The 21,460-nt window shown below is 45.0% G+C and carries 20 protein-coding genes; 4 read left to right on the top strand and 16 right to left on the bottom strand.

Annotated features, from left to right (window positions below; translation table 11 throughout):
• Nucleotides 1-232: 232 nt before the first annotated feature.
• From glk to AC1YY3_RS03715, 12 genes are all read right to left on the bottom strand, one after another.
• The gene (gene glk / locus AC1YY3_RS03770; RefSeq protein WP_481823757.1) at nt 233-1,219 is read right to left on the bottom strand and encodes a glucokinase; all 987 of its coding nucleotides are present in this window, start codon (nt 1,217-1,219) and stop codon (nt 233-235) included.
• Nucleotides 1,219-1,683 (bottom strand): DUF411 domain-containing protein, encoded by a 465-nt coding sequence (locus AC1YY3_RS03765; protein WP_481823758.1) that lies wholly within the window; start codon nt 1,681-1,683, stop codon nt 1,219-1,221. The genes glk and AC1YY3_RS03765 overlap by 1 nt, the downstream gene beginning before the upstream one ends.
• Before the next feature lie 32 nt (nt 1,684-1,715).
• Nucleotides 1,716-2,783 carry a uroporphyrinogen decarboxylase gene (gene hemE, locus AC1YY3_RS03760; RefSeq protein WP_481823759.1) on the bottom strand — a complete coding sequence of 356 codons (1,068 nt, stop codon included), beginning with the start codon at nt 2,781-2,783 and terminating at the stop codon, nt 1,716-1,718.
• Nucleotides 2,784-2,785: 2 nt separating this feature from the next.
• Complete coding sequence (locus tag AC1YY3_RS03755) at nt 2,786-4,279, bottom strand: AAA family ATPase (protein ID WP_482194324.1); 1,494 nt, start codon at nt 4,277-4,279, stop codon at nt 2,786-2,788.
• Between the two features lie 25 nt (nt 4,280-4,304).
• The gene (aroB, locus tag AC1YY3_RS03750; RefSeq protein WP_481823761.1) at nt 4,305-5,384 is read right to left on the bottom strand and encodes a 3-dehydroquinate synthase; all 1,080 of its coding nucleotides are present in this window, start codon (nt 5,382-5,384) and stop codon (nt 4,305-4,307) included.
• A gap of 3 nt (nt 5,385-5,387) precedes the next feature.
• Nucleotides 5,388-5,918, bottom strand: coding sequence for a shikimate kinase AroK (aroK, locus tag AC1YY3_RS03745; RefSeq protein WP_481823762.1), 531 nt, complete (start codon nt 5,916-5,918; stop codon nt 5,388-5,390).
• Between the two features lie 67 nt (nt 5,919-5,985).
• Nucleotides 5,986-6,651, bottom strand: coding sequence for a type IV pilus secretin PilQ (locus AC1YY3_RS03740; protein ID WP_481823763.1), 666 nt, complete (start codon nt 6,649-6,651; stop codon nt 5,986-5,988).
• Nucleotides 6,641-8,311: a type IV pilus secretin family protein gene (locus tag AC1YY3_RS03735; protein ID WP_481823764.1), complete on the bottom strand. Its 1,671-nt coding sequence runs from the start codon at nt 8,309-8,311 to the stop codon at nt 6,641-6,643. Before AC1YY3_RS03735 ends, AC1YY3_RS03740 begins: the two co-directional genes overlap by 11 nt.
• 15 nt (nt 8,312-8,326) lie before the next feature.
• Nucleotides 8,327-8,887 (bottom strand): pilus assembly protein PilP, encoded by a 561-nt coding sequence (locus AC1YY3_RS03730; RefSeq protein WP_481823765.1) that lies wholly within the window; start codon nt 8,885-8,887, stop codon nt 8,327-8,329.
• Entirely contained in the window at nt 8,888-9,541 is a 654-nt protein-coding gene (locus tag AC1YY3_RS03725) for a type IV pilus inner membrane component PilO (RefSeq protein ID WP_481823766.1), read from the bottom strand.
• Entirely contained in the window at nt 9,538-10,113 is a 576-nt protein-coding gene (locus AC1YY3_RS03720; RefSeq protein WP_481823767.1) for a PilN domain-containing protein, read from the bottom strand. Before AC1YY3_RS03720 ends, AC1YY3_RS03725 begins: the two co-directional genes overlap by 4 nt.
• On the bottom strand, nt 10,113-11,174 hold the full coding sequence (locus tag AC1YY3_RS03715; protein WP_481823768.1) for a pilus assembly protein PilM: 1,062 nt from the start codon (nt 11,172-11,174) through the stop codon (nt 10,113-10,115). The genes AC1YY3_RS03720 and AC1YY3_RS03715 overlap by 1 nt, the downstream gene beginning before the upstream one ends.
• A 262-nt stretch (nt 11,175-11,436) precedes the next feature.
• Between AC1YY3_RS03715 and AC1YY3_RS03710 the strand changes: the two genes are divergently transcribed.
• Nucleotides 11,437-13,734, top strand: coding sequence for a penicillin-binding protein 1A (locus AC1YY3_RS03710; protein ID WP_481823769.1), 2,298 nt, complete (start codon nt 11,437-11,439; stop codon nt 13,732-13,734).
• A 143-nt stretch (nt 13,735-13,877) separates the two neighbouring features.
• On the opposite strand, the gene rpmE is transcribed toward AC1YY3_RS03710, so the two are convergent.
• Nucleotides 13,878-14,078 (bottom strand): 50S ribosomal protein L31, encoded by a 201-nt coding sequence (rpmE, locus tag AC1YY3_RS03705; RefSeq protein WP_481823770.1) that lies wholly within the window; start codon nt 14,076-14,078, stop codon nt 13,878-13,880.
• Between the two features lie 89 nt (nt 14,079-14,167).
• Between rpmE and AC1YY3_RS03700 the strand changes: the two genes are divergently transcribed.
• Nucleotides 14,168-14,935, top strand: a complete 768-nt coding sequence (locus tag AC1YY3_RS03700; protein WP_481823771.1) for an exodeoxyribonuclease III — start codon at nt 14,168-14,170, stop codon at nt 14,933-14,935.
• 26 nt (nt 14,936-14,961) lie between these two features.
• Here the strand turns inward: AC1YY3_RS03700 and AC1YY3_RS03695 are convergent, their stop codons facing one another.
• Both AC1YY3_RS03695 and nhaD read right to left on the bottom strand, forming a co-directional pair.
• Nucleotides 14,962-16,191 carry an AmpG family muropeptide MFS transporter gene (locus tag AC1YY3_RS03695; RefSeq protein ID WP_481823772.1) on the bottom strand — a complete coding sequence of 410 codons (1,230 nt, stop codon included), beginning with the start codon at nt 16,189-16,191 and terminating at the stop codon, nt 14,962-14,964.
• Nucleotides 16,192-16,399: 208 nt separating this feature from the next.
• The gene (gene nhaD, locus AC1YY3_RS03690) at nt 16,400-17,707 is read right to left on the bottom strand and encodes a sodium:proton antiporter NhaD (protein WP_481823787.1); all 1,308 of its coding nucleotides are present in this window, start codon (nt 17,705-17,707) and stop codon (nt 16,400-16,402) included.
• 201 nt (nt 17,708-17,908) lie between these two features.
• On the opposite strand from nhaD, the gene AC1YY3_RS03685 reads away from it, so the two are divergent.
• Nucleotides 17,909-19,561 (top strand): nitrite/sulfite reductase, encoded by a 1,653-nt coding sequence (locus AC1YY3_RS03685; RefSeq protein ID WP_481823788.1) that lies wholly within the window; start codon nt 17,909-17,911, stop codon nt 19,559-19,561.
• Nucleotides 19,548-20,000 carry a DUF934 domain-containing protein gene (locus AC1YY3_RS03680; RefSeq protein ID WP_481823773.1) on the top strand — a complete coding sequence of 151 codons (453 nt, stop codon included), beginning with the start codon at nt 19,548-19,550 and terminating at the stop codon, nt 19,998-20,000. The genes AC1YY3_RS03685 and AC1YY3_RS03680 overlap by 14 nt, the downstream gene beginning before the upstream one ends.
• Nucleotides 20,001-20,129: 129 nt before the next feature.
• Here the strand turns inward: AC1YY3_RS03680 and AC1YY3_RS03675 are convergent, their stop codons facing one another.
• Nucleotides 20,130-21,446 (bottom strand): S41 family peptidase, encoded by a 1,317-nt coding sequence (locus AC1YY3_RS03675; protein WP_481823774.1) that lies wholly within the window; start codon nt 21,444-21,446, stop codon nt 20,130-20,132.
• Nucleotides 21,447-21,460 lie beyond the last annotated feature (14 nt).

The following is a 21,460-nucleotide window of genomic DNA, read 5'->3' as shown; positions in this document are numbered from 1 at the left end:
TGATTACGAATCAGTTGCTCTACCAACTGAGCTACATCGGCTTAATATTTTAAAAACTTGGAAACACCCAGAAACATAATTTGGGATTTCATGCGTTATCCAAATAAACTTTGGATTGAAATACCTGAAATCTTTTGTACAAATACATTCTGGAATGTTGTCAATAATCACATCTCCGTTTGTTGCGCTATTTCTTCATACCGCATTTATCTCGATTTGTTTATCAAAACCCTCAGCCAACCATTTGTTCAATAAACCTCAATGCACCCACCAAAGCTACATCTGGATTTATGCAGGTCTTTACGGGGATATTCTCCAAAACGACCTTGATACGTCCCTTATTAAGAAAGCCCTTCGTGAATTCGCCATTTTTTAATACCGGCAAAATTTTTCCGGCAATGCCTCCTGCTAAATAAACACCTGCATTAGGTAAGCATTTTAGGGCAAGATTGCCCGATTCTGCCCCGTATATTCTGCAAAATAGGTTTACTGCTTCGACACAAAGTTTATCATTGCCTTCAACGCCAGCCATACCGATGACTGCTGCCGGATCATTTGTTAGCATTTGATTTTCCGTGCTTACATTGACGGGAGCAAACTGTATCTGTTTTAAGTAATCGTAAATGTTGATTAAGCCATGCCCCGATAGCAATCTTTCATAGCTGACGTGCCCATCATACTTTTGCATCAGGTAGTTTAATAAGCCTATTTGCTGTTGATCGGTTGCCGCAAAATCAGCATGTCCGCCTTCGGTGGCAATCACTCGATGAGCCGTGCCATCCCATATCATCAGGGCTTCGCCTAGACCTGTACCGGCTGCAATTACCGCAATATTTCCCGCTTGTGATTGCACGGCATTTGGGTTCAGTTCTACAAAATCGGCTTCGGACAATGCTAACAAGCCCCATGCTGTTGCTTCTAAATCATTTAATAGCCAAACATTAGGGGCATGTACAGATCGACTTATTTGGTCTCGACTTAGTATCCAGGGCAAATTTGTCGCCACACAATCACCATCAACGATGGGTCCTGCAACACCGATACAGACTGAAGATATTGCTGCATCAACATCCAATAAAAAGGATGCTAGCAACTCGGTAAAAGTTTTATAGTCGGCACTGGCATACAGTGTTTTTTTCGCGCAAACCCAGCCGCTGCCAGATGACGTGAACAACGCAAGAATGGTTTTGGTGCCACCAACATCACCCACAAGAAGCATTACTCAGCCTTATAGTTGTTAAATACTTGGTGCTGATTTTTTTTATCGAAACTAATCACTTGATAGGCATCTTTTTTGCCGCCCATTTCCATACCTGGCGTACCATTCGGCATACCTGGAACGGTTATGCCGACAACGTCAGGTTTGTTTTTCAAAAGTGTCCTGATGTCGTTCGCGGGTACATGCCCTTCAATGACATAGCCGTTAACGAGTGCGGTATGGCATGAGGCTAGTTCTTGGGTGACACCGTATTTATTTTTTATGGCCTGAACATCGTCTGAAACAACATCTTTCACGTTGAAATTGTTTTGTTTCAGATGTTCCACCCACTTTCCGCAGCAGCTGCAGGTTGGGCTTCTGTTCACCACGATGTCTATCTTTTCCTCAGCTTGTGCAGCTTCAGCCCAAGCTAAACCAGCACTAAACAGTAATGCAATGGCTAGAAAATGTTTCACTTTTTTCATAATCAACACTCCTCTATTCTTATTTCACCTTATCAGAACCGATGATACGCCGGACTGTGTTGGTGGACAGCATCCACCATCGCTTTCACATGGTCGGGATTGATGTCCGGCAAGATGCCGTGCCCCAGATTGAACACATGCCCTGAACCTTGACCATATTTTTCCAAGATAGTTTTTACCTTCTCAACAATATAATCGGGTTGTGCATACAACGTCACCGGATCCATATTGCCTTGCAGGGCAACTTTATCGCCCACTCTGGCACGGGCTAATTGAATATCCGTTTGCCAATCCAGACCTAGTGCATCATAACCTGCATCAATCATGGTCTCCAGCCATTGTCCACCGCCTTTTGTGAACAGGATGGTGGGGATTTTATGTTCGCCCGTACCTGTATTCAACAGGGATCGCACTTGTTTTGCGTAATATAAGGAAAATTCCGCATAATCTTCGGACGTTAACATACCGCCCCAAGTATCAAACAGCATGACGGCTTGTGCGCCAGCCGCAATTTGCGCGTTCAAATACACCGCCACCGATTGCGCCAGCTTATCCAACATGATGTGCATGTGCTTAGGCTGCTCGTACATTAAACCCTTGGCTTTTTGGAAGCTTTTGCTGCCGCCGCCTTCAATCATGTAGGTTGCCAATGTCCACGGGCTACCAGAGAATCCGATCAACGGTACGCTACCCTGTAATTCTTTTCTAATTAGGCGAACAGCATCGACTACGTAACGTAATTCAATCTCAGGGTCTGGAATAGGAAGTTTGTTGATGTCGGCAACCGTCCTTACCGGATTCTTGAATTTTGGTCCTTCACCTTCGGTGAAATAAAGCCCTAAACCCATCGCGTCGGGAATAGTCAAAATATCGGAAAACAGTATTGCGGCATCAAAATCAAAGCGACGCAAGGGTTGCAGGGTGACTTCGCAGGCCAATTCTGGATTCGTACACAGCTTAAGAAAACTTCCGGCCTGCTCTCTGATTGCCCTGTATTCTGGCAAATATCTTCCAGCCTGGCGCATCATCCAGATTGGCGTGTATTCTACCGGTTGCTTCAACAGCGCACGGATGAACGTATTATTTTTTAGCGTTGTCATTTCTATTCGACCGTATCAGTTTGAATTTGCGTTGTAGCGTTCATTTCCCCTTGAACTGCACTTATCTTGCGTGACCAAGTTTTTTGTAATTCTTTAGGCAAGTTTTTACTTTCTACATTTGCTTGTTCAGAGCTGATAAACGAGCCATAAAGCAAAATAAACCGGTCTCTACCCTTCTTAGTTTTCGTCTTAAGATACTTTAAGTTCTGCCCTAATTCCTGATGTCTTTGCATCACTTCGATAAGGGTTTGCTCGTTTGACAATACCATCAGTTGTAAGGTGATATTTTCAACAGGCTGCTCCATTAACCATTGTCCACCTTCATCCAAAGGCAAAGGCATAGGTATGGCTATGGGTGCTTGATCTGTTGCCGTGACTGGCTCGGTTGCTTGCGGAGTATTTGCTGGCTGACTAGGATTTTCTTTCACTTGAGCAGCAATAGGTGCTTGCTGTAAATGGGATTCATCACGCTTTAAGCCCTCTTCAATCATCGCATGACTGTGCGAATCATTGATGACATCATTTCTGGTTTCCCCCGAAATGCTGGCATTTGATGTTTCGGTTGATTGCTGCGCTGGTGGCGGCATGGACGTTTCTGACGATTGATTCTCAGCTTGAGCTTGATTAACTTGAGCTGCTTGTGTCGATGTCGTCAATGCTTGCTGAATTTCCTCACTATTTTGCTGCTTAGTTTCAGCAATCGCTACCTTTGCAGCAACTATTTTCGGTCTGGAACTCCACCACTGCACACCTAACGCAACAAAAATCAAGCCGATAACGGCATAAATGAGGATGGCCTTGGAATAGTCGACTTTATTGTGGCTATCGTCTTTGGGCAACTGGGCAAGTATATTACCCGGTATGCCATGAGTTTCACGATAAAGTGTTGCCACCATGCTTTCATTGATGGCGCTGAACTGAATCCTTGGTCTGTGCAATGTCGATAAATACTCCAAATATTCACCACATTGTTTTTCTGATAGCGGCGGAATTTCTATTTGATAGCAATCTTCGATAGCAGGGTCAGTGCCGTTTTTTAAATAGAGTTCGCTGTGTGTCAGGGCAAAAATAACCCGTAAAATAGGCTTTCCGTCGGTAAATGAAAGGATTTTTTCAATCAAACCTGGAGCCAGATTGCCTGCATCATCAACCACCAGCACAACGCGCATATTCCAGCCAGCCATTCTGTCAAAGATGTTAGGTAACGGCTGGGGCTTAAGATCAGGCATATTCTGCGATATTTTTTCGCCTATCAATGTCTGAATTTTTTCAAGCGTGACTTGGCTGTCAGCCTGCACCCAACAAAATATCCAGGATTCTATTGTGGTTTCCTGAAAACCCTTAAGCAACAGGGTTTTACCGATACCTTCTGGGCCGCAAACAACAATCGCATGAGCCAAGTTAGCAACGAGATGATGTAACAGATCAAGCTTTTCGGTGCGTTCTCTGCTTATCAAGGGATACGCTAAAACGGAATGCTTTTTTTGAGTGTTCAATGGCGTTTTCACGGGATATTGGTAATCAACTTCTATAGGATGCTAATGTTGTGTGTAACAACTTTTCATCAACGCCCACGGGTAAGGTCGCTAGCCCTATGGCTTTTAGCAAAATTAGCCTGATGTCACCATCGACATTTTTCTTGTCTACTGACATAAATTTTATGAATTGCTCAGGACTTAGTGCATTGGGCGGATAAACTGGAAGCTTGGCTCTTTTGAAAAGAACAATAATCCTTTCGACATCGCTATCATTTAACCAACCTTTGCGTCTGGAAAGATCCGCTGCCTGACACGTACCAATGGCAACCGCTTCGCCGTGCAAGTATTCGCCATAACCCAACCCTGTTTCGATAGCATGACCAAAGGTATGGCCTAAATTCAACGTTGCCCGAACACCTGATTCAGTCTCATCTTCGGCAACGACCTCGGCCTTATTGATGCAAGAACGCTCTATAGCGAAAGCCAAGGCTTGCTTATCCCTTGCCAATAAAGCATCCATATTGTCTTCCAGCCAACCAAAAAACTCAGCATCCCTAATCAGGCCATATTTAATCACTTCGGCAAGACCTGCGGACAATTGGCGATCATCAAGGGAATCCAGGACATCAGTATCAGCGATAACACATTGCGGCTGGTAAAATGCGCCAATCATATTCTTGCCCAGGGGATGATTGACCCCCGTTTTCCCACCTACGGACGAATCGACTTGCGCCAGCAATGTCGTCGGAATTTGGATGAAGGGAATGCCACGCTGGTAACAAGCTGCCGCAAAACCGCCCATATCGCCAATAACACCACCACCCAAGGCGATTACCGTCGCACTACGACCAAATTTGTTTGCCAATAAGGTATCAAATATTTGAGTAAGTACATCAAGGGATTTGTGTTGCTCACCATCTGGCAGGATTACTTGAGCGACTTCGTAAGCCTTAAGCTGCTCTAAAACCGTACCCAAATATAAAGCCGCGACTTTTTCGTTGGTCACCACCATGACCTGCTTGGCTTTAATGTGCTTAATATAAAGCTCCGTTTGATCTAACAAGCCACAACCTATGTATATAGGGTAGCGACGATCACCTAGCTCTACTTGTAGTGTGTTCATGCCTTATTGGTTGGGATGATTGACCGCGTTGTATTCTTCAAGAATGCGGTTAACGACCGTTTTACTTTTATGAATGCCGGTATCTATCTTGAAATCAGAACAAGCTAAGTACAAAGGCTGACGTTGTTCAAATAGCAGTTGTAAGCGTTCTTTGGGATTATCCGTCTTTAATAATGGGCGTTGAGTATCACGGCGGGTACGTTCTAAAATTCTTTCCACAGAGCATTGCAAATAAACAACATAGCCATTGTCTTTGAGTACCTTACGGTTTTCTTCACGCAAGATAGCACCGCCGCCAGTGGCAAGCACGATGCCTTTTATCTGGGTCAGTTTCTGGATCATTTTCTGCTCACGATCCCTAAAGCCCTCCTCGCCTTCAAATTCGAAGATGGTTGGAATATCAACCCCAGTACTTTCTTCAACAGCCTTGTCACTGTCATAAAACGGCATCGACAGGGATTTTGCCAATTGCCTGCCTATGGTGGTCTTACCAGCCCCCATAAGGCCTATTAAATAAATGTTCTCCAATGTCATCCAGTGCTGTATTTCAACGCATTAAAAAGGGGGCATTATGCCCCCTTTTTGCCCTAAGTTGAAGCGGTCAGTTTGTCGCCACGTTATCTTTGACAATTTTTGGCGTGACAAAAATCAACAATTCAGTTTTGTTATCCAATTTACTATTTCTTTTAAACAAGAACCCAACGCCAGGCAAATCACCAAAAAATGGCACTTTATTCGTTTGATTATCAATGGTTTCCTGAAAGGCACCACCTAAAACGACTGTTTCGCCGTCCATAACATGGACATTGGTTTCCAGCTCTTGCTTGTTAATGCCAAAGCCGCCTGGAGTTTCCTGTCCCCTGGCATCTTTGGTGACTTTTAATGCCATTACGATACTGCCGCTGGGCGTGATTTGCGGTGTCACATCCAATGACAACACGGCATCCTTGAATATGGTCGTCGTACCTTGGATACCGGTACTGACATAAGGTATTTCTTCACCCTGCTTGATAGTCGCTTGGCAACGATCAGAGGTCATTACCCTCGGGTTAGAAAGCAATTCGCCCTGGCCTTGATCTTGCAAGGCTTGCAATTCCAGATTCAGTACATAATCGGCTGCTCTTGCCAAGGTCATACCTAATGCCCCATAAGGTGTCCGACCTATGCCAGCAAGACCGAGATCAACGAGTGAGCTGTTTAGTGTTCCAATATTGCCGTTTGCATCTGCTTGAGCATTACTGTTTCCTTGAGTTCCACTACCCCCCAATAGCAAATGATTTACGTGAACCTACAGCAGCCTGCTTACCAACACCAAACTTAACACCTAACGCTTTCGCAAAGTTATTGGATGCCTGGGCAATTCTTACCTCTATCATCACTTGCCGAACGGGAACATCAAGCTTACGGATCAGTTTTTTGGCTTCTTCCAAGCGTTTTGCCGTCTCACGTACGATTAGGGTATTCGTCCTTGCATCGACAACTGCAGAACCCCGCCCAGATAGAACCCTGAATTGGTCATTTTGGGTAGTACCACTCGCGCCTTGACCTGATTGGGTTTGCCCTTGAGACTGCTGTTGCCCCTGCCCTTGACCGCCACTCTGAAAACCTTGCGAACCCGAAGAGGAAGATCCACCAGAACTTGAGCCTGATGAATTACTCGCACCACAAGCACCAAAAGCACCGGTATCTAACCCATTCAGCAAATTCCTGAAATTTTCCGCTCTAGCATAATTGATCTTAATGTACTCGGTAACCAGAGGTTCCAGCTGTTCAACAACTTGCTCAGTGGCTTGTTGTTTTTCTTTATATTCTTTAATCCTGCCGACTGGCGCAATCAAAATGACATTACCAGATTCAAATTTTTCTAGGCCTTTGGTCATCATGATGAAGTCTAAGGCTTCATCCCAAGGCACGTCATCCATCTTCAAGGTAATTGTTCCGGTTACATCGTCACCAGCCACCACATTCTGACCAGTGAATTCCGCCAAAATGGCAATTACGCTACGTATATCAATGTCTTGGAAGTTTAAGGATAATCTGTCGCCTCGGTATTTCTCCCGTTTGCTGTCGAGAACTTCTTTCTCTTCATTAGTCAAAGGTCGAAACTCAACCGTCAATAAACCTTCCGACTGAAACAAGGAATAATCGTAAAGACTGTTTTGCATCCCCGCGATAATGGTTGTTTCACGACTTGTCGAGGTCGCCGAAATGGTTTTGACTGGCGTTGCGAATTCGGAAACATCCAGCCGTTTGGATAAATTTTCAGGCAATCGAGTGTTTATAAAACTTAACACGACATTGCCGCCTTCTTCCTTGGTATTGACGATAGTATCGGGGTTTGCCAGTGAAACCAAGATGCGTCCCTCGCCATTGTCACCCCGCTTAAAATCGATACCTCTAATACCTTGCTCAGGCATCAAACCGGCGGCTACTGAGGACGGCGTGGATTTCCTGATGTACGGCATCGTTGCCGCTTTAACAGGCATGGCTGTTGCTGCTCGCGCATTATTTAAAGACAACAACACTTTATTGCCTTCAACTTTGGTATCAAAAGCGGATGGTTCAACAAGATTTACCACCACACGCACTCTATCCGCCGCTTCTGCAACATAGATACTGCTCACCGCACCTTGATTTACCGGATACATTTTTTTATCAAGTCCGTTTGCTACACCCGGAAAATCCAAGGCAATCCGTGCAGGATTGTCAGTTTGGAATACTTTAGGCGCAATAGCAGGACCACTCATTTCCATCTGTATTTGGATTTTATCGCCTGCCAAGGCAGCCACATCAACGCCAGTTATAGTGAGCCCCGCAGCTTTAACAAATGTAATTTGGAATAGTAATAAAAATAAGCTCAAACTAATGTGCGTAATCCGTGACCGCGCCATTTTGTTACACATGATATCACCTTGTTTATTATTCATTTATTGACCTCAAAATCACTCTGTTAAAGCTAATGAAGTTTGTTGTTCGCGCCAAGCACCCGGCTTATCAGGAACAATTTCCATTAATTCAATCTTATCGGTCAGTATGCGGATGATTTTTCCGTAATTCTTGCCCATATAATTTCCAACTTGTACGCGGTAAATGGTTTTATCGCTGGCTTTCACCAAGCCCCATAAGCTGGCTTTCATGGTTACTGTACCTACCATTCTCAGATCTTCTAGCGGGAAAGCTTCCAACTCTTCTTTGCGTCGTGAGATATCTGGCTTTATGCCATCTCCTGTTGCAACGCTGGTATCTTCGGCTTCTTCTGATTCACTTATGGATTTAAAAGGATCACGCAAACCTTCCGGCTTAAACACAAAGGACTCAACCGGTTTAACTTCCGGTAATGGTTCGATGGTACCCTTGGGCTTGGCTTTCACATCCACGATATATTGCTGTAAATCTGAGAAATTATTATCACCGCAACCACCCAGTAATACTGCTAAAAACAAGGGTAACAACAGCAAATTCAATCGGCTACGACTTATCAAAAGTGACTTTTTGTCTTCCATTTACTTGCTCCCCCTTCTTTTGTTTCCGGGAGATTGTGCTTCTGCGACTTGCTGTTCATTATAGGTTTTGACTATTGCGTCCATTACCATCGCATCGTCTGCCGTATTATTAGCACTGCCTGCGACAGCCGCCACCTTAACCACTGGTGTCATTTTTACATCGTGTACAGTAACGATTCTAGGTAATGCCGCTAATCCACTGACAAACAAACTAAGCTCTTCATACTTGCCGATCACTTGGATATTGATGGGCAACTCTGAGTAAAAATCCTTGGCAATCGGCACACCGGGCTGGAACAATCTGAATTCTAAGCCGCTTGCCAAGCCGGTTTGAGAAATATCAACCAGCAAACTAGCCACTTCCTCTTGGGTAGGCATCTGTTTAATCATTATAGCTAACGACGTTTCAATCTGCGCCAATTGATCGCGGTAATCTTGGAGATTGACTGATTTTCGTTGCTTGCCTTCAAAATCCGTTTTTAAGTCGAGTTCTTTCTTTTCAGCCGCTGCAAGCTCTTCTAATTGACCAAAAGTATCCAGATAAACCCAAGCTGCCGCCAAAAACGCGCAAATAATCGCAACAACGACCACTTTTACCGGTGCTGGCCATGACCCTGCTGTATTAATATCCCAATTAATTTCCGACAGGTTCATCGTTTTACCTCTTTCTCAGCTTCGGTCATTTTTTTACCCAGTTTTGCACGCATGATGAAATCGCTATTTTGCTCAACATTGGTTTTATCTGGCGATTTGATCACATCAAGTTTGGGCGTTTGCAACCAGGCGGATGCCTCGACAGCACGCATAAACGCAGAAACGCGGGCATTTGACTGGGTTTTACCTTCAAAGGTAAGTTCTGAACCCATTTGAGAAAACTTGGTTAGAAAAACGCCGTCTGGGGTAGTTCTGGGAATTTCATCGAATAAATGCACAATTTCAGGCCGACTTTCTTGTAACCGTTGCACGAGATCAATTTTAGCCAACAATTTGCTTTTCTTTTCCCCAATGGTTTTAACTTCGACAATTTTTTTGTCCAGTAATGCGACTTCTTCTTCCAGTACCTTATTTCTTTGCTCTTGATAATCCTTCATCCCAGAAATGTAAAGGTGAACCAACCCCATAACAATGACGGTAGCCAGTGCAGCTAAGGCAATATAGGATATAAATTCCTTTTTCTTTAGTTGGCGCTGTTCTTCGCGCCAAGGGAGTAGATTGATTTTTGCCATTAATCGAAACTCCTTAGTGCCAATCCACATGCCAACATTAACGCGGGCGCATCGGCACTCAAGGCTTGTGGTTTCACTTTATTGGAAAGTGCCATACTGATAAATGGATTTGCGGTGTAGACAGTAATCCCTAAGGTTTGCTCGACTATGCTATCAATCCCCGGAATAGAAGCACAGCCACCGGCGAGAACAATGCCATCAACACTCCGATTGGCACTGGATGATATAAAAAACTGCATGGATCTGGAAATTTGCTGCGCCATTGCTTTCTTGAATGGCTCTAACACATCGACAATGTAGCTCTCAGGCAAACCACCGCGTTTTTTTGCTAATCCTGCTTCTTCATAAGAAAAGCCATAACGCCGTTGAATTTCCTCGGTAAGCTGTTTCCCGCCGAAACCCTGTTCTCTGGTGTAAACGGTACGACCATCATGGACAATGTTCAAAGTCGCCATAGTTGCACCCACATCGGCAATGGCATAGGTCTTGCCCTCACCAAAGCCTTCTAATTGGTCAGCCAGCAAAGTAAAGGCATTTTCTATGGCGAATGCTTCAACATCTACAATTCTAGTTTTCAAGCCTGCTTTGGTTAAAGCCTCAACACGGTCATTAACATTTTCTTTTCTCGATGCGACGAGCAACACGTCAAGCAACAGCGGGTTGGCTTCATTTACCCTCTGAACTTCAAAATCCAGATTTACCTCATCGAGCGCATAAGGCACATATTGCGATGCTTCATCCAAGACTTGATCTTCAATTTCGCTGTCACCCATATTAGCAGGGATGGTTATAACCTTCGACATAACGGCTGACCCCGAAACCGCAACACAGGCTTCGCGTAGCTTTGTGCCAGACTGTTTGGTGGCGACCGATATTGCTTCAGCAATGATGTCGGTATTAGCGATATTCTTATCGACAAATGCCTCTTGCGTTAAGGGAACCACTGCGTAACTCTCAACGCGGTAACGGGTACCTACTTTGCTTAATTCCAGTAACTTGACAGCGGCAGTGCTAATATCCAGACCGAGTACCGCATTCTGTTTCTGATTAAACCAGCCCATGAAACGCCCTTATTTCGTTAAAATTATCCTGATATTACAATCTTGATGTCCCGAACACCATCAAGCAAGCTAAATTATCACTCGCAGAAGTATAGTAGTCTTTTCTAATTTCATCCTAAAAAATATTCAATTTATTTGTTTTCTGTGTTGCTATATACTCGCAAGCTGATTTTTAGACGCACTCTGGTAACAAAAGAAGCTATTGACCCCCTTAAAAAGGCATTGCCTTGGCAGCCCACATAAAAACTCATCCCGATTACTTGTGTCAATAAAATCGCAAAACGGCAGCATACTGAAATGGTTCGCTATTTTTTTTGTGCTACTCGTAACTGGCTTGGTCGGTACAGGCTACTTCATGTACCAACGCTTGTCTGCAAATCTGCCAGACATTAAGACTTTGCACGATGTACGCTACGAAATGCCCTTAAGCATTTATAGCAAAGATAAGGTTTTAATTGCCCAATTTGGTGGTAACAAGCGCATTCCCGTCAAAATCGAAAACGTTCCCAAACAGCTTATCAATGCGTTTGTTGCTTCCGAAGATGACGGCTTTTTTGAACATTCTGGTGTTGACTACAAAGGCTTGATTAGGGCAGGCATACAACTGTTAGTAACCGGAAAGAAAAAGCAGGGGGGCAGCACCATTACCATGCAGGTAACGCGTAATTTCTTGCTTTCCAATGAAAAAACCTACACTCGCAAGCTGAAAGAAATCATACTTGCCTTAAAAATTGAAAGAGAATATCCAAAAAACAAGATTCTTGAGCTGTATTTGAATCAAATTTACATGGGTCATAGCGCTTATGGCATCGCAGCAGCAGCACAGACTTACTACGGCAAATCGCTAAAGGATTTAACACTGGCAGAACAAGCCATGATTGCTGGCTTACCTAAAGCACCCTCTGCTTACAATCCAATTACTAACGAAGATCGCGCCATTGAACGGCGTAATTACGTTCTACAACGGATGTTAGAGCTTAATTATATTTCCCAAGCCGACTTTGAAGCCGCCAGCGAGGAGGCTTCAACGGCGAAACTGCAATATCATTCATCCGATGTATCAGTTCCTCACATTGCAGAAATGGTCAGGCAGTACGCTTATGAAAAATATGGCGAAGAAGCTTATACATTAGGACTAAAAATCCATACTACCATTGATTCTTCACTGCAAAAAGCAGCAGAACAAGCGTTGTGGAATTCATTACATTCTTATGACGAACGCCACGGCTATCGCACCAAAAAGCCTGCCACCGATGAGGGCAAAGAAACGCCTATTCGTACCAGCCCTGTGATTGGCGATACCCTGGCTGCTACAATCACATCCACCAGTAATAATGGCATCGAAGCAACGCTCTATAATGGTAAAGCCATCGATATTCCGTGGAAGAATAGCAAATGGGCAATCGTTAAAGCCAAAAAGCAGCTAAGTGTTAACGCGCCTATACGAGTGAGGCTATCGAAAAAAGGCAACTGGATGTTGACACAAGTCCCTGAAGTTGAAGGGGCTTTTGTCTCGCTAAATCCTGCTGATGGTGCAGTTTTGGCATTGGTTGGAGGCTTTGAATATAATAAGAACAAATTCAACCGTGCAACTCAAGCCAAAAGACAACCCGGCTCCGGCTTTAAACCCATTATTTACACAACGGCGCTCGAGGAAGGCTACACCGCAGCCAGCATGATAAATGACGCACCCCTGGCAATATACGACCCTAGCCTAGGCAGAATATGGAAGCCCGAAAACTCCACCAAAAAATTCTACGGCCCTACCAGCCTTAGAAAAGGTCTGACCTTTTCGAGAAATATGGTTGCAATTCAGCTATTGAAGGAAATGGGCATAGCCAAAGGGATTGCAACTGGCTTACGCTTTGGCTTTACGAAGGAGCAACTACCGCCCGGCTTATCACTCGCATTAGGCAGCGGCTACGCATCACCTCTGCAAATGGCTAGGATGTATGCAGTATTTGCCAACGGCGGCTTTCTAGTAGACCCCTATTTTATTGAACAGATTGAGTCCCGCGAGGGTAAAATAATTTTTCAGGCAAACCCCAAAACCGCCTGTTCCTCGTGCAAAAATACCGCTCAAACAGAACAAAATCAAGCGCCTAGAATAATCTCACCTGGGGTTAATTTCATCATGAATTCGTTAATGCGGGATGTGATAAAACTCGGAACAGCAACAGATGCCAGAGTTCTGGGACGTAGTGATTTGGCAGGGAAAACAGGTACCACAAACGACCAACGCGATGCCTGGTTCAACGGCTTTACACCCGCGCACGTAGCCTCTACCTGGGTCGGGTTCGACAATTTTAAACCGCTAGGACATTATGAAACAGGGGGAGCGGCAGCATTGCCGATGTGGATAGAGTATATGCGAACTGCTCTAAAAAACACGCCAGTTGCAACCTTTGCACCACCCAATGACGTTTTCAAAAAAGGTGCGGAATATATCCAAAAGGGCGTTGTACTTAAGAAACTAGCCGCAATTCCTGCCACCAAAAAAGCTGTTACAGAAGCAACCAAACGTTTGATTAAGGAAAAACCCGTGGAAGCACTGTTTTAGTGCTACTTATCACCTAAGTAGATGCTAATGACTGCTTAGTTACGTTCATGGTAAGAAAAACCTCACGAATCGTCCGAACCTGTAGAAGAACTTATTCAGAGCTTCCCCGAATAAGCACCTCCAAAAAGTAACTTCTGAAAACCTTATTTTCCGTATTTTTTACGGAATTTATCGACACGACCAGCGGTATCGACAACGCGTTGTTTACCGGTATAAAAAGGATGGCAGGAAGAACAAACTTCTATTTGCAAATCCTTTGTTAGCACCGAGCCGGTTGTAAAAGTGTTGCCGCAACCGCAGGTCACAGTGATTTGTTTATATTCAGGATGTGTTTCTGGTTTCATAGCTTAATCCGCTGGTAAAGTAACTTGCTTGTAATTTAACCCGATATAATACGTTTTTCATCATTAAACCGCAACCTCAAAATTATCCCATGCGTATCATTACCTTAAATGTAAACGGTATTCGTTCAGCAGAACGCAAAAATTTTTTCCCGTGGATGCAAGCCCAACAGCCTGACATCGTATGCCTGCAAGAAACCAAGGCGCAATTGCATCAGCTTGATTCAGATGTTTTTTGTCCACAAGGCTATCACTGTTTTTATCATGATGCGGAAAAGAAAGGCTATAGCGGTGTCGCTATTTATAGCAAAAAACAACCTTTGGAAGTCATTAAAGGCATCGGCTGGTCAGATATTGACGCAGAAGGTCGCTTTATAGAAGCCCGATTCGATAATCTAAGCGTCATCTCCCTCTATCTACACTCCGGTTCATCCGGCGAAGAACGGCAAGCCATTAAATTCAGCTTTATGGATCGCTTCATGCCTTATCTTGAAGCCTGTGCCGCAAGTGGTCGCAACTACATAATCTGCGGCGACTGGAATATTGCCCATAAAGAAATCGACCTAAAAAACTGGCGCGGCAACTTAAAAAACTCCGGCTTCCTGCCAGAAGAACGTGCCTGGATAGAAGCCCTATTAACGTCCAGCCTTTGGTTGGACGCATTCAGGGAAATCAATAAGGAAGGTGACCAATACACTTGGTGGTCAAACCGAGGGCAAGCCTGGGCAAAAAACGTCGGCTGGCGGATTGATTACCAAATCGTCAGTGCTGCACTTAAAGGCAAGATTAAAGCGACCCGTATCTACAAGGAAGAACGGTTTTCCGATCATGCGCCGCTTATTGTTGATTATGATTTGTAGTAAGCCCATGCCTTACTTAGATAGCTTTATTCTTTCTCATGCCACGGCGCAACCTTAAACAACAATAACATCCCTGGAATGGCAATAAAAAAACAAATCAAAAAGAATGACTTCCAGCCGACCCATTCCACCATATAGCCAGTGGCGGCATTGGCAAAAGTGCGCGGCACGGCCGCAAGACTGGTGAATAAGGCAAATTGGGTGGCGGTATACAACGGATGCGTCGCACGGGCAATGAAGGCGACGAAAGCGGATGTGCCTAAGCCTACGCCCAAGGCTTCTACACCAATCACCACTGCTAGCCAGAGTGGGCTATGCCCGACCATCGCAAGCCAGGCAAACCCTAATATAGCGAGCATTTGCACTGCACCAAATATCCATAAAGCACGGTTGATACCTAAGCGAATCATCCAAATACCGCCCAACAAGCCGCCGATAACACTAGGCCACAAGCCCGCATTTTTGGCGATCAGGCCGATCTCGGTTTTGCTGAAACCCATGTCGAGATAAAACGGCGTTGCCAAAGCCGTTGCCATGCTGTCGCCCAGTTTGTAAAAAAAGATGAACGCCAATATTAACAACGCGGGTTTTATGCCACGGCTACGGAATTCTTCAAACGGCTCTACCACAGCGTCTCTAAGGGTTTTAGGCGCGCCTTTTAGCTCCGGCTCGCTGATCAACAATGTCATAACAACCCCTGGCAGCATAAATAAGCCGGTGATCAGATAAACGCTGCTCCACGGCAAATGGTCAGCCAACACCAAGGACAATGCCCCAGGCACCAAACCCGCAATCTTGTAAGCATTGACATGGATGGCATTGCCTAGACCGAGTTCCTCTTCTAGCAATAACTCGCGGCGATACGCATCCAGCACAATATCCTGCGACGCGCTAAAGAACGCGACGATAACCGACAGATAAGCAATCGCCCATAAATCCAGCTTGGGATTCAAATAGCCATAAGCTGGTATAACCAGCAATAACGCGAGTTGGGTCATGATTAACCAGCCACGCCGCCGCCCCAAGGGGGGAATGTAGCGATCAAATAGCGGCGACCACAGGAATTTCCAGGTGAACGGCAATTGGATCAGCGCGAACAGACCAATGGACTTTAAATCCACGCCTTCGGTACGTAACCAGGCAGGCACTAGGCTTATCAGGATAAATAGCGGCAAACCAGAACTGAATCCCGTGAAAATGCAGATCAGCATTCGCCGATTAAAAAGAGCTTCGCTGATATTCGTTTTATTAGTCATCGACTGTCACTAGAAAAAAGAAGCTGGGCAACGCCAAATGATGAGCAGCAACACAAAAAACTTAAGCTTATTTGGTATGGATAAAACGTGGGGGAAACATTGAGTGAATCAATGTTTCCCTGGATTTTGCTAAGGTCGAGACCAATCAAACTTGGTCTCGACCTGTATTGAAAACAGCCCTATCGACTGTGTTGTACAAAGCAGTCAATCAACCATTAATCAGATAATGTGCAAAAATACTGCCCGCATAACCCGCAGCGATTGCTGGAGTCCATTTCAAGTGACTGAAAAACGTATATTTGTGGTCGGATTGCCCCATTAAGGCAACACCCGCAGCTGATCCGACAGACAATAACGATCCACCAACTCCAGCGGTCAGCGTCACCAGCAACCATTGGTACAAATCCATATCCAGGTTCATGTTCAATACCGCAAACATCACCGGAATATTATCGACAACCGCAGAGATCAAACCAACCATAATATTCGCCGTTGTTGGCCCTAACGTGCCGTACATCGCGCCAGACAGTAATTCCAGGTAACCGATGTAACCCAAACCGCCAACAGCAAACACCACACCAAAGAAAAACAACAAGGTATCCCATTCTGCATGACGGACTTTATCGAAAATATTGAAGGCGTTGTCGCCTTCAACGGTGACTTTAACTTTCAGGTAATAGCCGTACAACATCAATACCGACAAGCCCACCATCATGCCCATAAAAGGCGGCAAATGTAGGACTTGCTTAAAGCTGACCGCTGACGCAATCGTTGCTAAAAACATGAAACAGATGACCAACGCACCTGGTTTTAACTGCACCGCCACTTCGTTCTTGACTTCTGGTTGCTCGTCAGGGAGAGCAAAGTACATCACCCCAGCAGGAATAGCGTAATTCACTAATGATGGTATAAATAGCTTGAAGAAATCAAAGAATTCGGCGTATTCTGCTTGCCAAACCATCAAGGTTGTAATGTCACCGAATGGACAAAAAGCACCGCCTGCATTTGCGGCAATAACAAGATTAACAAATCCCATGCTGATGAATTTTTCATTGCCTTTGCCCACCGCAGAAACTACCGCGCCAATAAGCAATGCAGCCGTCAGATTGTCAGCAACAGACGAAAGAAAGAAAGTGGTGATACCCGTGATTAAAAATAGTTTCCGATAACCGAATTGCTTTCTGACCAACCAAGAACGCAAAGCTTCAAACACATTCCGTTCAGACATGGAATTGATGTAAGTCATCGCCACCAGCAAGAACAACATCAATTCGGCATATTCTTTCAGGTTATATTCGAATGCCTTGTGCATATCCTCCGCAGAAACACCCGCTTCTTTGGAAAGGATCGCAGCATGCGCCCATATAATGCCAGCCGCTAGAATGACTGGCTTAGATTTACTTAAATGGGTGAACTCTTCGGTCATCACAAAGCCGTAGGCGATGATAAAAATCAACACCGTATAAATGCCCCGTTGTGTTCCCGTTAAGCCCAGGGTGTCAAAATCTGCCGCCATTGCCAGTTCCGGCAACAACAACATGAATAACAAGACGAATAAAAATCGCAGCACAGTCCCCTACCTTTAGTTTGTAATTATAAAAAATGAAAAATTTAAACCGATAATGGTATCACTAACCAATAAATTTTGTCATTTTAAGACGCACAGTATATGATTGAAAGTCTTAATGAACGACCAATGGCGATACTAAAGCCCACTATGTACCAGTACAACGAAATCGACCAAAAACTTGTAGACGAGCGCGTCGCGCAATTCCGGCGACAAACCGAACGGTTTTTGAAAGGCGAATTAAGCGAAGACCAGTTTAGGCCCTTGCGCTTACGCAACGGACTCTACATCCAAATCCATGCTCCCATGCTGCGGATTGCAGGCCCTTACGGCTTGCTAAACACCAAGCAATTCAGGATGTTGGCGCATATCGCCAGAAAGTATGACAGGGGTTATTGCCATTTTACCACTCGGCAAAACATCCAGTTCAACTGGCCCAAACTGGAGGAAGTACCCGACATCTTGGCAGACCTTGCCACAGTACAAATGCACGCTATCCAGACCAGCGGCAATTGTATGCGGAACACCACGTCGGATCATCTGGCTGGCGTATGTGTGGACGAAATCGAAGACCCACGTCCGTATTGCGAAATCATTCGGCAGTGGACGACATTACATCCAGAATTTGATTACCTGCCGCGTAAATTTAAGATTGCTGTGAGCGGCTCCCTGAATGACCGTGCCGCCACCCAACTGCACGACATCGGCGTACATATCGTCAAGAATGATGCGGGCGAACTGGGTTTTAGGATTCTGGTTGGCGGTGGCTTGGGTCGTACGCCCGTTATCGGGCAAGTTATCAAGCCGTTTCTGGAAAAGAAATATCTGCTCTCGTATCTGGAAGCTATCTTACGAATCTACAACTTGTACGGACGCAGGGATAACAAATACAAGGCGCGTATCAAAATTTTGGTCAAAGAAACCGGAATGGCGGAATTTAGCCGTCAAGTCGAGGAAGAATGGCAACATACCAAAGACACGATGATACTAACAGATGAGCGGATTAATGAAATAAAAGCCCATTTCACCCCGCCTTCGTATGATAAAGATGCCAAGTCAGATACAAGCTTTGCTACAAATCTAAACACTAATTCTGCATTTGCTACCTGGTACAAGCACAATACTGCCGACCATAAGATAGCTGGCTATCGTGCTGTATTTTTGTCACTGAAAGCCCCCGATGTGGCACCCGGCGATATGACGGATAGCCAACTTGATGTCGTGGCAGATTTAGCGGATTGCTACAGTTTCGGTCAAATTCGGGTTACCCACCGACAAAACCTCGTATTTGCCGATGTCAAACAAGCGGATTTATTTGAACTCTGGCAACAACTGGATCAACTGAAACTCGCCACCCCCAACATCGGCACAGTCACCGACATGATTTGCTGCCCTGGTCTGGATTTTTGCTCGCTCGCCAATGCTGGTTCTATCGGTGTCGCCAAAGAAATCAACGAAGCCTTGGACGACATGGATTACATCCACGACATTGGCGAACTTAAAATCAACATGTCCGGCTGTATGAACGGTTGCGCCCACCAAAGCGTCGGGCATATCGGTATCTTGGGGGTCGATAAAAAAGGCACGGAATGGTATCAACTGACCTTGGGCGGTTCATCAGATAATGAAGCTGCCATCGGCGAACGCTTAGGTCCAGCCGTTGCCAAAAACGAAGTCACCAAAGCCATCACCACGATCCTTGATGTTTATGTCAAGCAACGTCTGGAGGAAGAATCCTTTCTGGACATGGTAAAACGAGTAGGGATCGACCCATTTAAAGAACAGGTCTATGCAAATCATTAAAGATAACCAGTTAAGCAACGACGCTTGGGAATACAAACCTGACGATGCTGATCTCGGCAACGGCGACGTTATAATTTCCTTGAGTCGGCTACAGCAAAAAGGCAAAGCACTATTCAATCGCACAGGAAAGTTAGGTGCTCGCATAGTACCGTCCGATCCAGTTGACGGCATAGTTGCGTATTTACCTGATTTGGCGCTCGTCGAACTGTATTTTCCAGAACTCGCCGATGGACGCTTGTTTTCCCATGCTTGGTTACTGAGGAATCGCTATAACTACACGGGCGAAATCAGAGCAACCGGACATTTTTTGCCAGACCAAGTGTTTTACTTATCCCGCGTAGGCGTGAATTCATTTTATCCAGAAAATACCGCACACTTAACCTCAACGCTTGCTGGATTGAAGGATTTTTCGGTTAGCTATCAGCCGTCGGCTAATTAATCCTCCGGTCTGCTCAACATCCTCATCCCGCATGTGGAATTAAACCAATAAAAAAACCCGACCCCCGCCAACCCATAAAGGCTAACTGGGGTCGGGTTTATTGTTACCAATACCCCAAAAAGACCAGTATTACTTGTTCACAATACTAATGCCTTTCAATAAGGTAAGTGCCTGATAGAGCGGATAATCTTTATATTCTCCTGCTTCCTTAGCTTTTTCTGCTTCGGCTTCTTTCGCCAGTTCTTTTGCTTTACCGTTCTGTAGGTGATGCGAAAGGTCGGCTTCTTTTACCGGATCGAACTCGCTTTTATCCAAGGACTCAAGCTTGACATTTGCCAGAGCTATATCTGGTTCTATACCTTCGGCCTGGATTGACCTGCCAGATGGCGTGTAGTAACGGGCTGTGGTCAACTTGACTGCCGCACCATTGCTGGTTGGCAATATGGTTTGTACTGAGCCTTTACCAAAGGATTTTTCACCCATAATCACGGCACGTTTTTGGTCTTGCAACGCACCTGCTACAATTTCGGAAGCCGATGCCGATCCGGCGTTAATCAATACTACCATAGGCGCACCATCAATTAGATCATCTGGCGCGGCATTAAAGCGCATTTCAGAATTTTCTATACGCCCTTCGGTATAAACGATAAGCCCTGATTTTAGGAACGCATCACTGACATCAACCGCTGCATTCAACACACCGCCTGGGTTATTTCTTAAATCCAGTACCAAACCTTTAAGATTGCCACCGTTTTCTTTCTTCATATTGGCTAAGGCTTCTTTAAGGCTTTCTCCTGTACCAGATTGGAAACTACTGACCCGTAAATAACCATAATTCTTCTCTAATAGTCGGCTTTTCACGCTTTGTACTTTAATGACTGCGCGTACCAAGGTAAGTTTAAGGGGTGCTTCTGCACCCTCGCGTACGACAGTAAGCACGATTTTACTGCCTGGCTCGCCGCGCATTTTCTTGACGGCATCGGCTAATGACATGCCTTTTACCGGCTCATCATCCAGTCTGACGATGAGGTCGCCAGTTTTTATACCGGCTTTTTGGGCAGGCGTGTCATCAATTGGCGATACGACTTTGATGAAGCCATTTTCCATAGTGACTTCAATACCTAAGCCGCCAAACTGCCCAGTCGTACCCTCCTTAAGCTCCTGGTATTCCTCAGAAACCAAATAGGCGGAATGGGGATCAAGACCTGCTAGCATACCCCTTATGGCATCTTCCAATAATTTTTTATCCGAGACGGGTTCGACATAATCGCGCTTGATACGGCCAAAGATTTCCGTAAATGTCCGTAAATCTTCAAAAGGCAACGCTTCGTTTTCTAGCGCGACATCATTTTTGTCCTTTTCAGCAAATACGCTACCGCAGATGCCCATGAAAACACCCAACATAATCCCTAAGGACAAAATAAATAGACTCTTCTTTTTTAGCATGTGCCTTTACACTC

Source organism: Methyloglobulus sp. (assembly GCF_964779595.1).
Note: the sequence above shows the minus strand (reverse complement) of the source record. Positions and strands in the feature narration are given on the sequence as shown.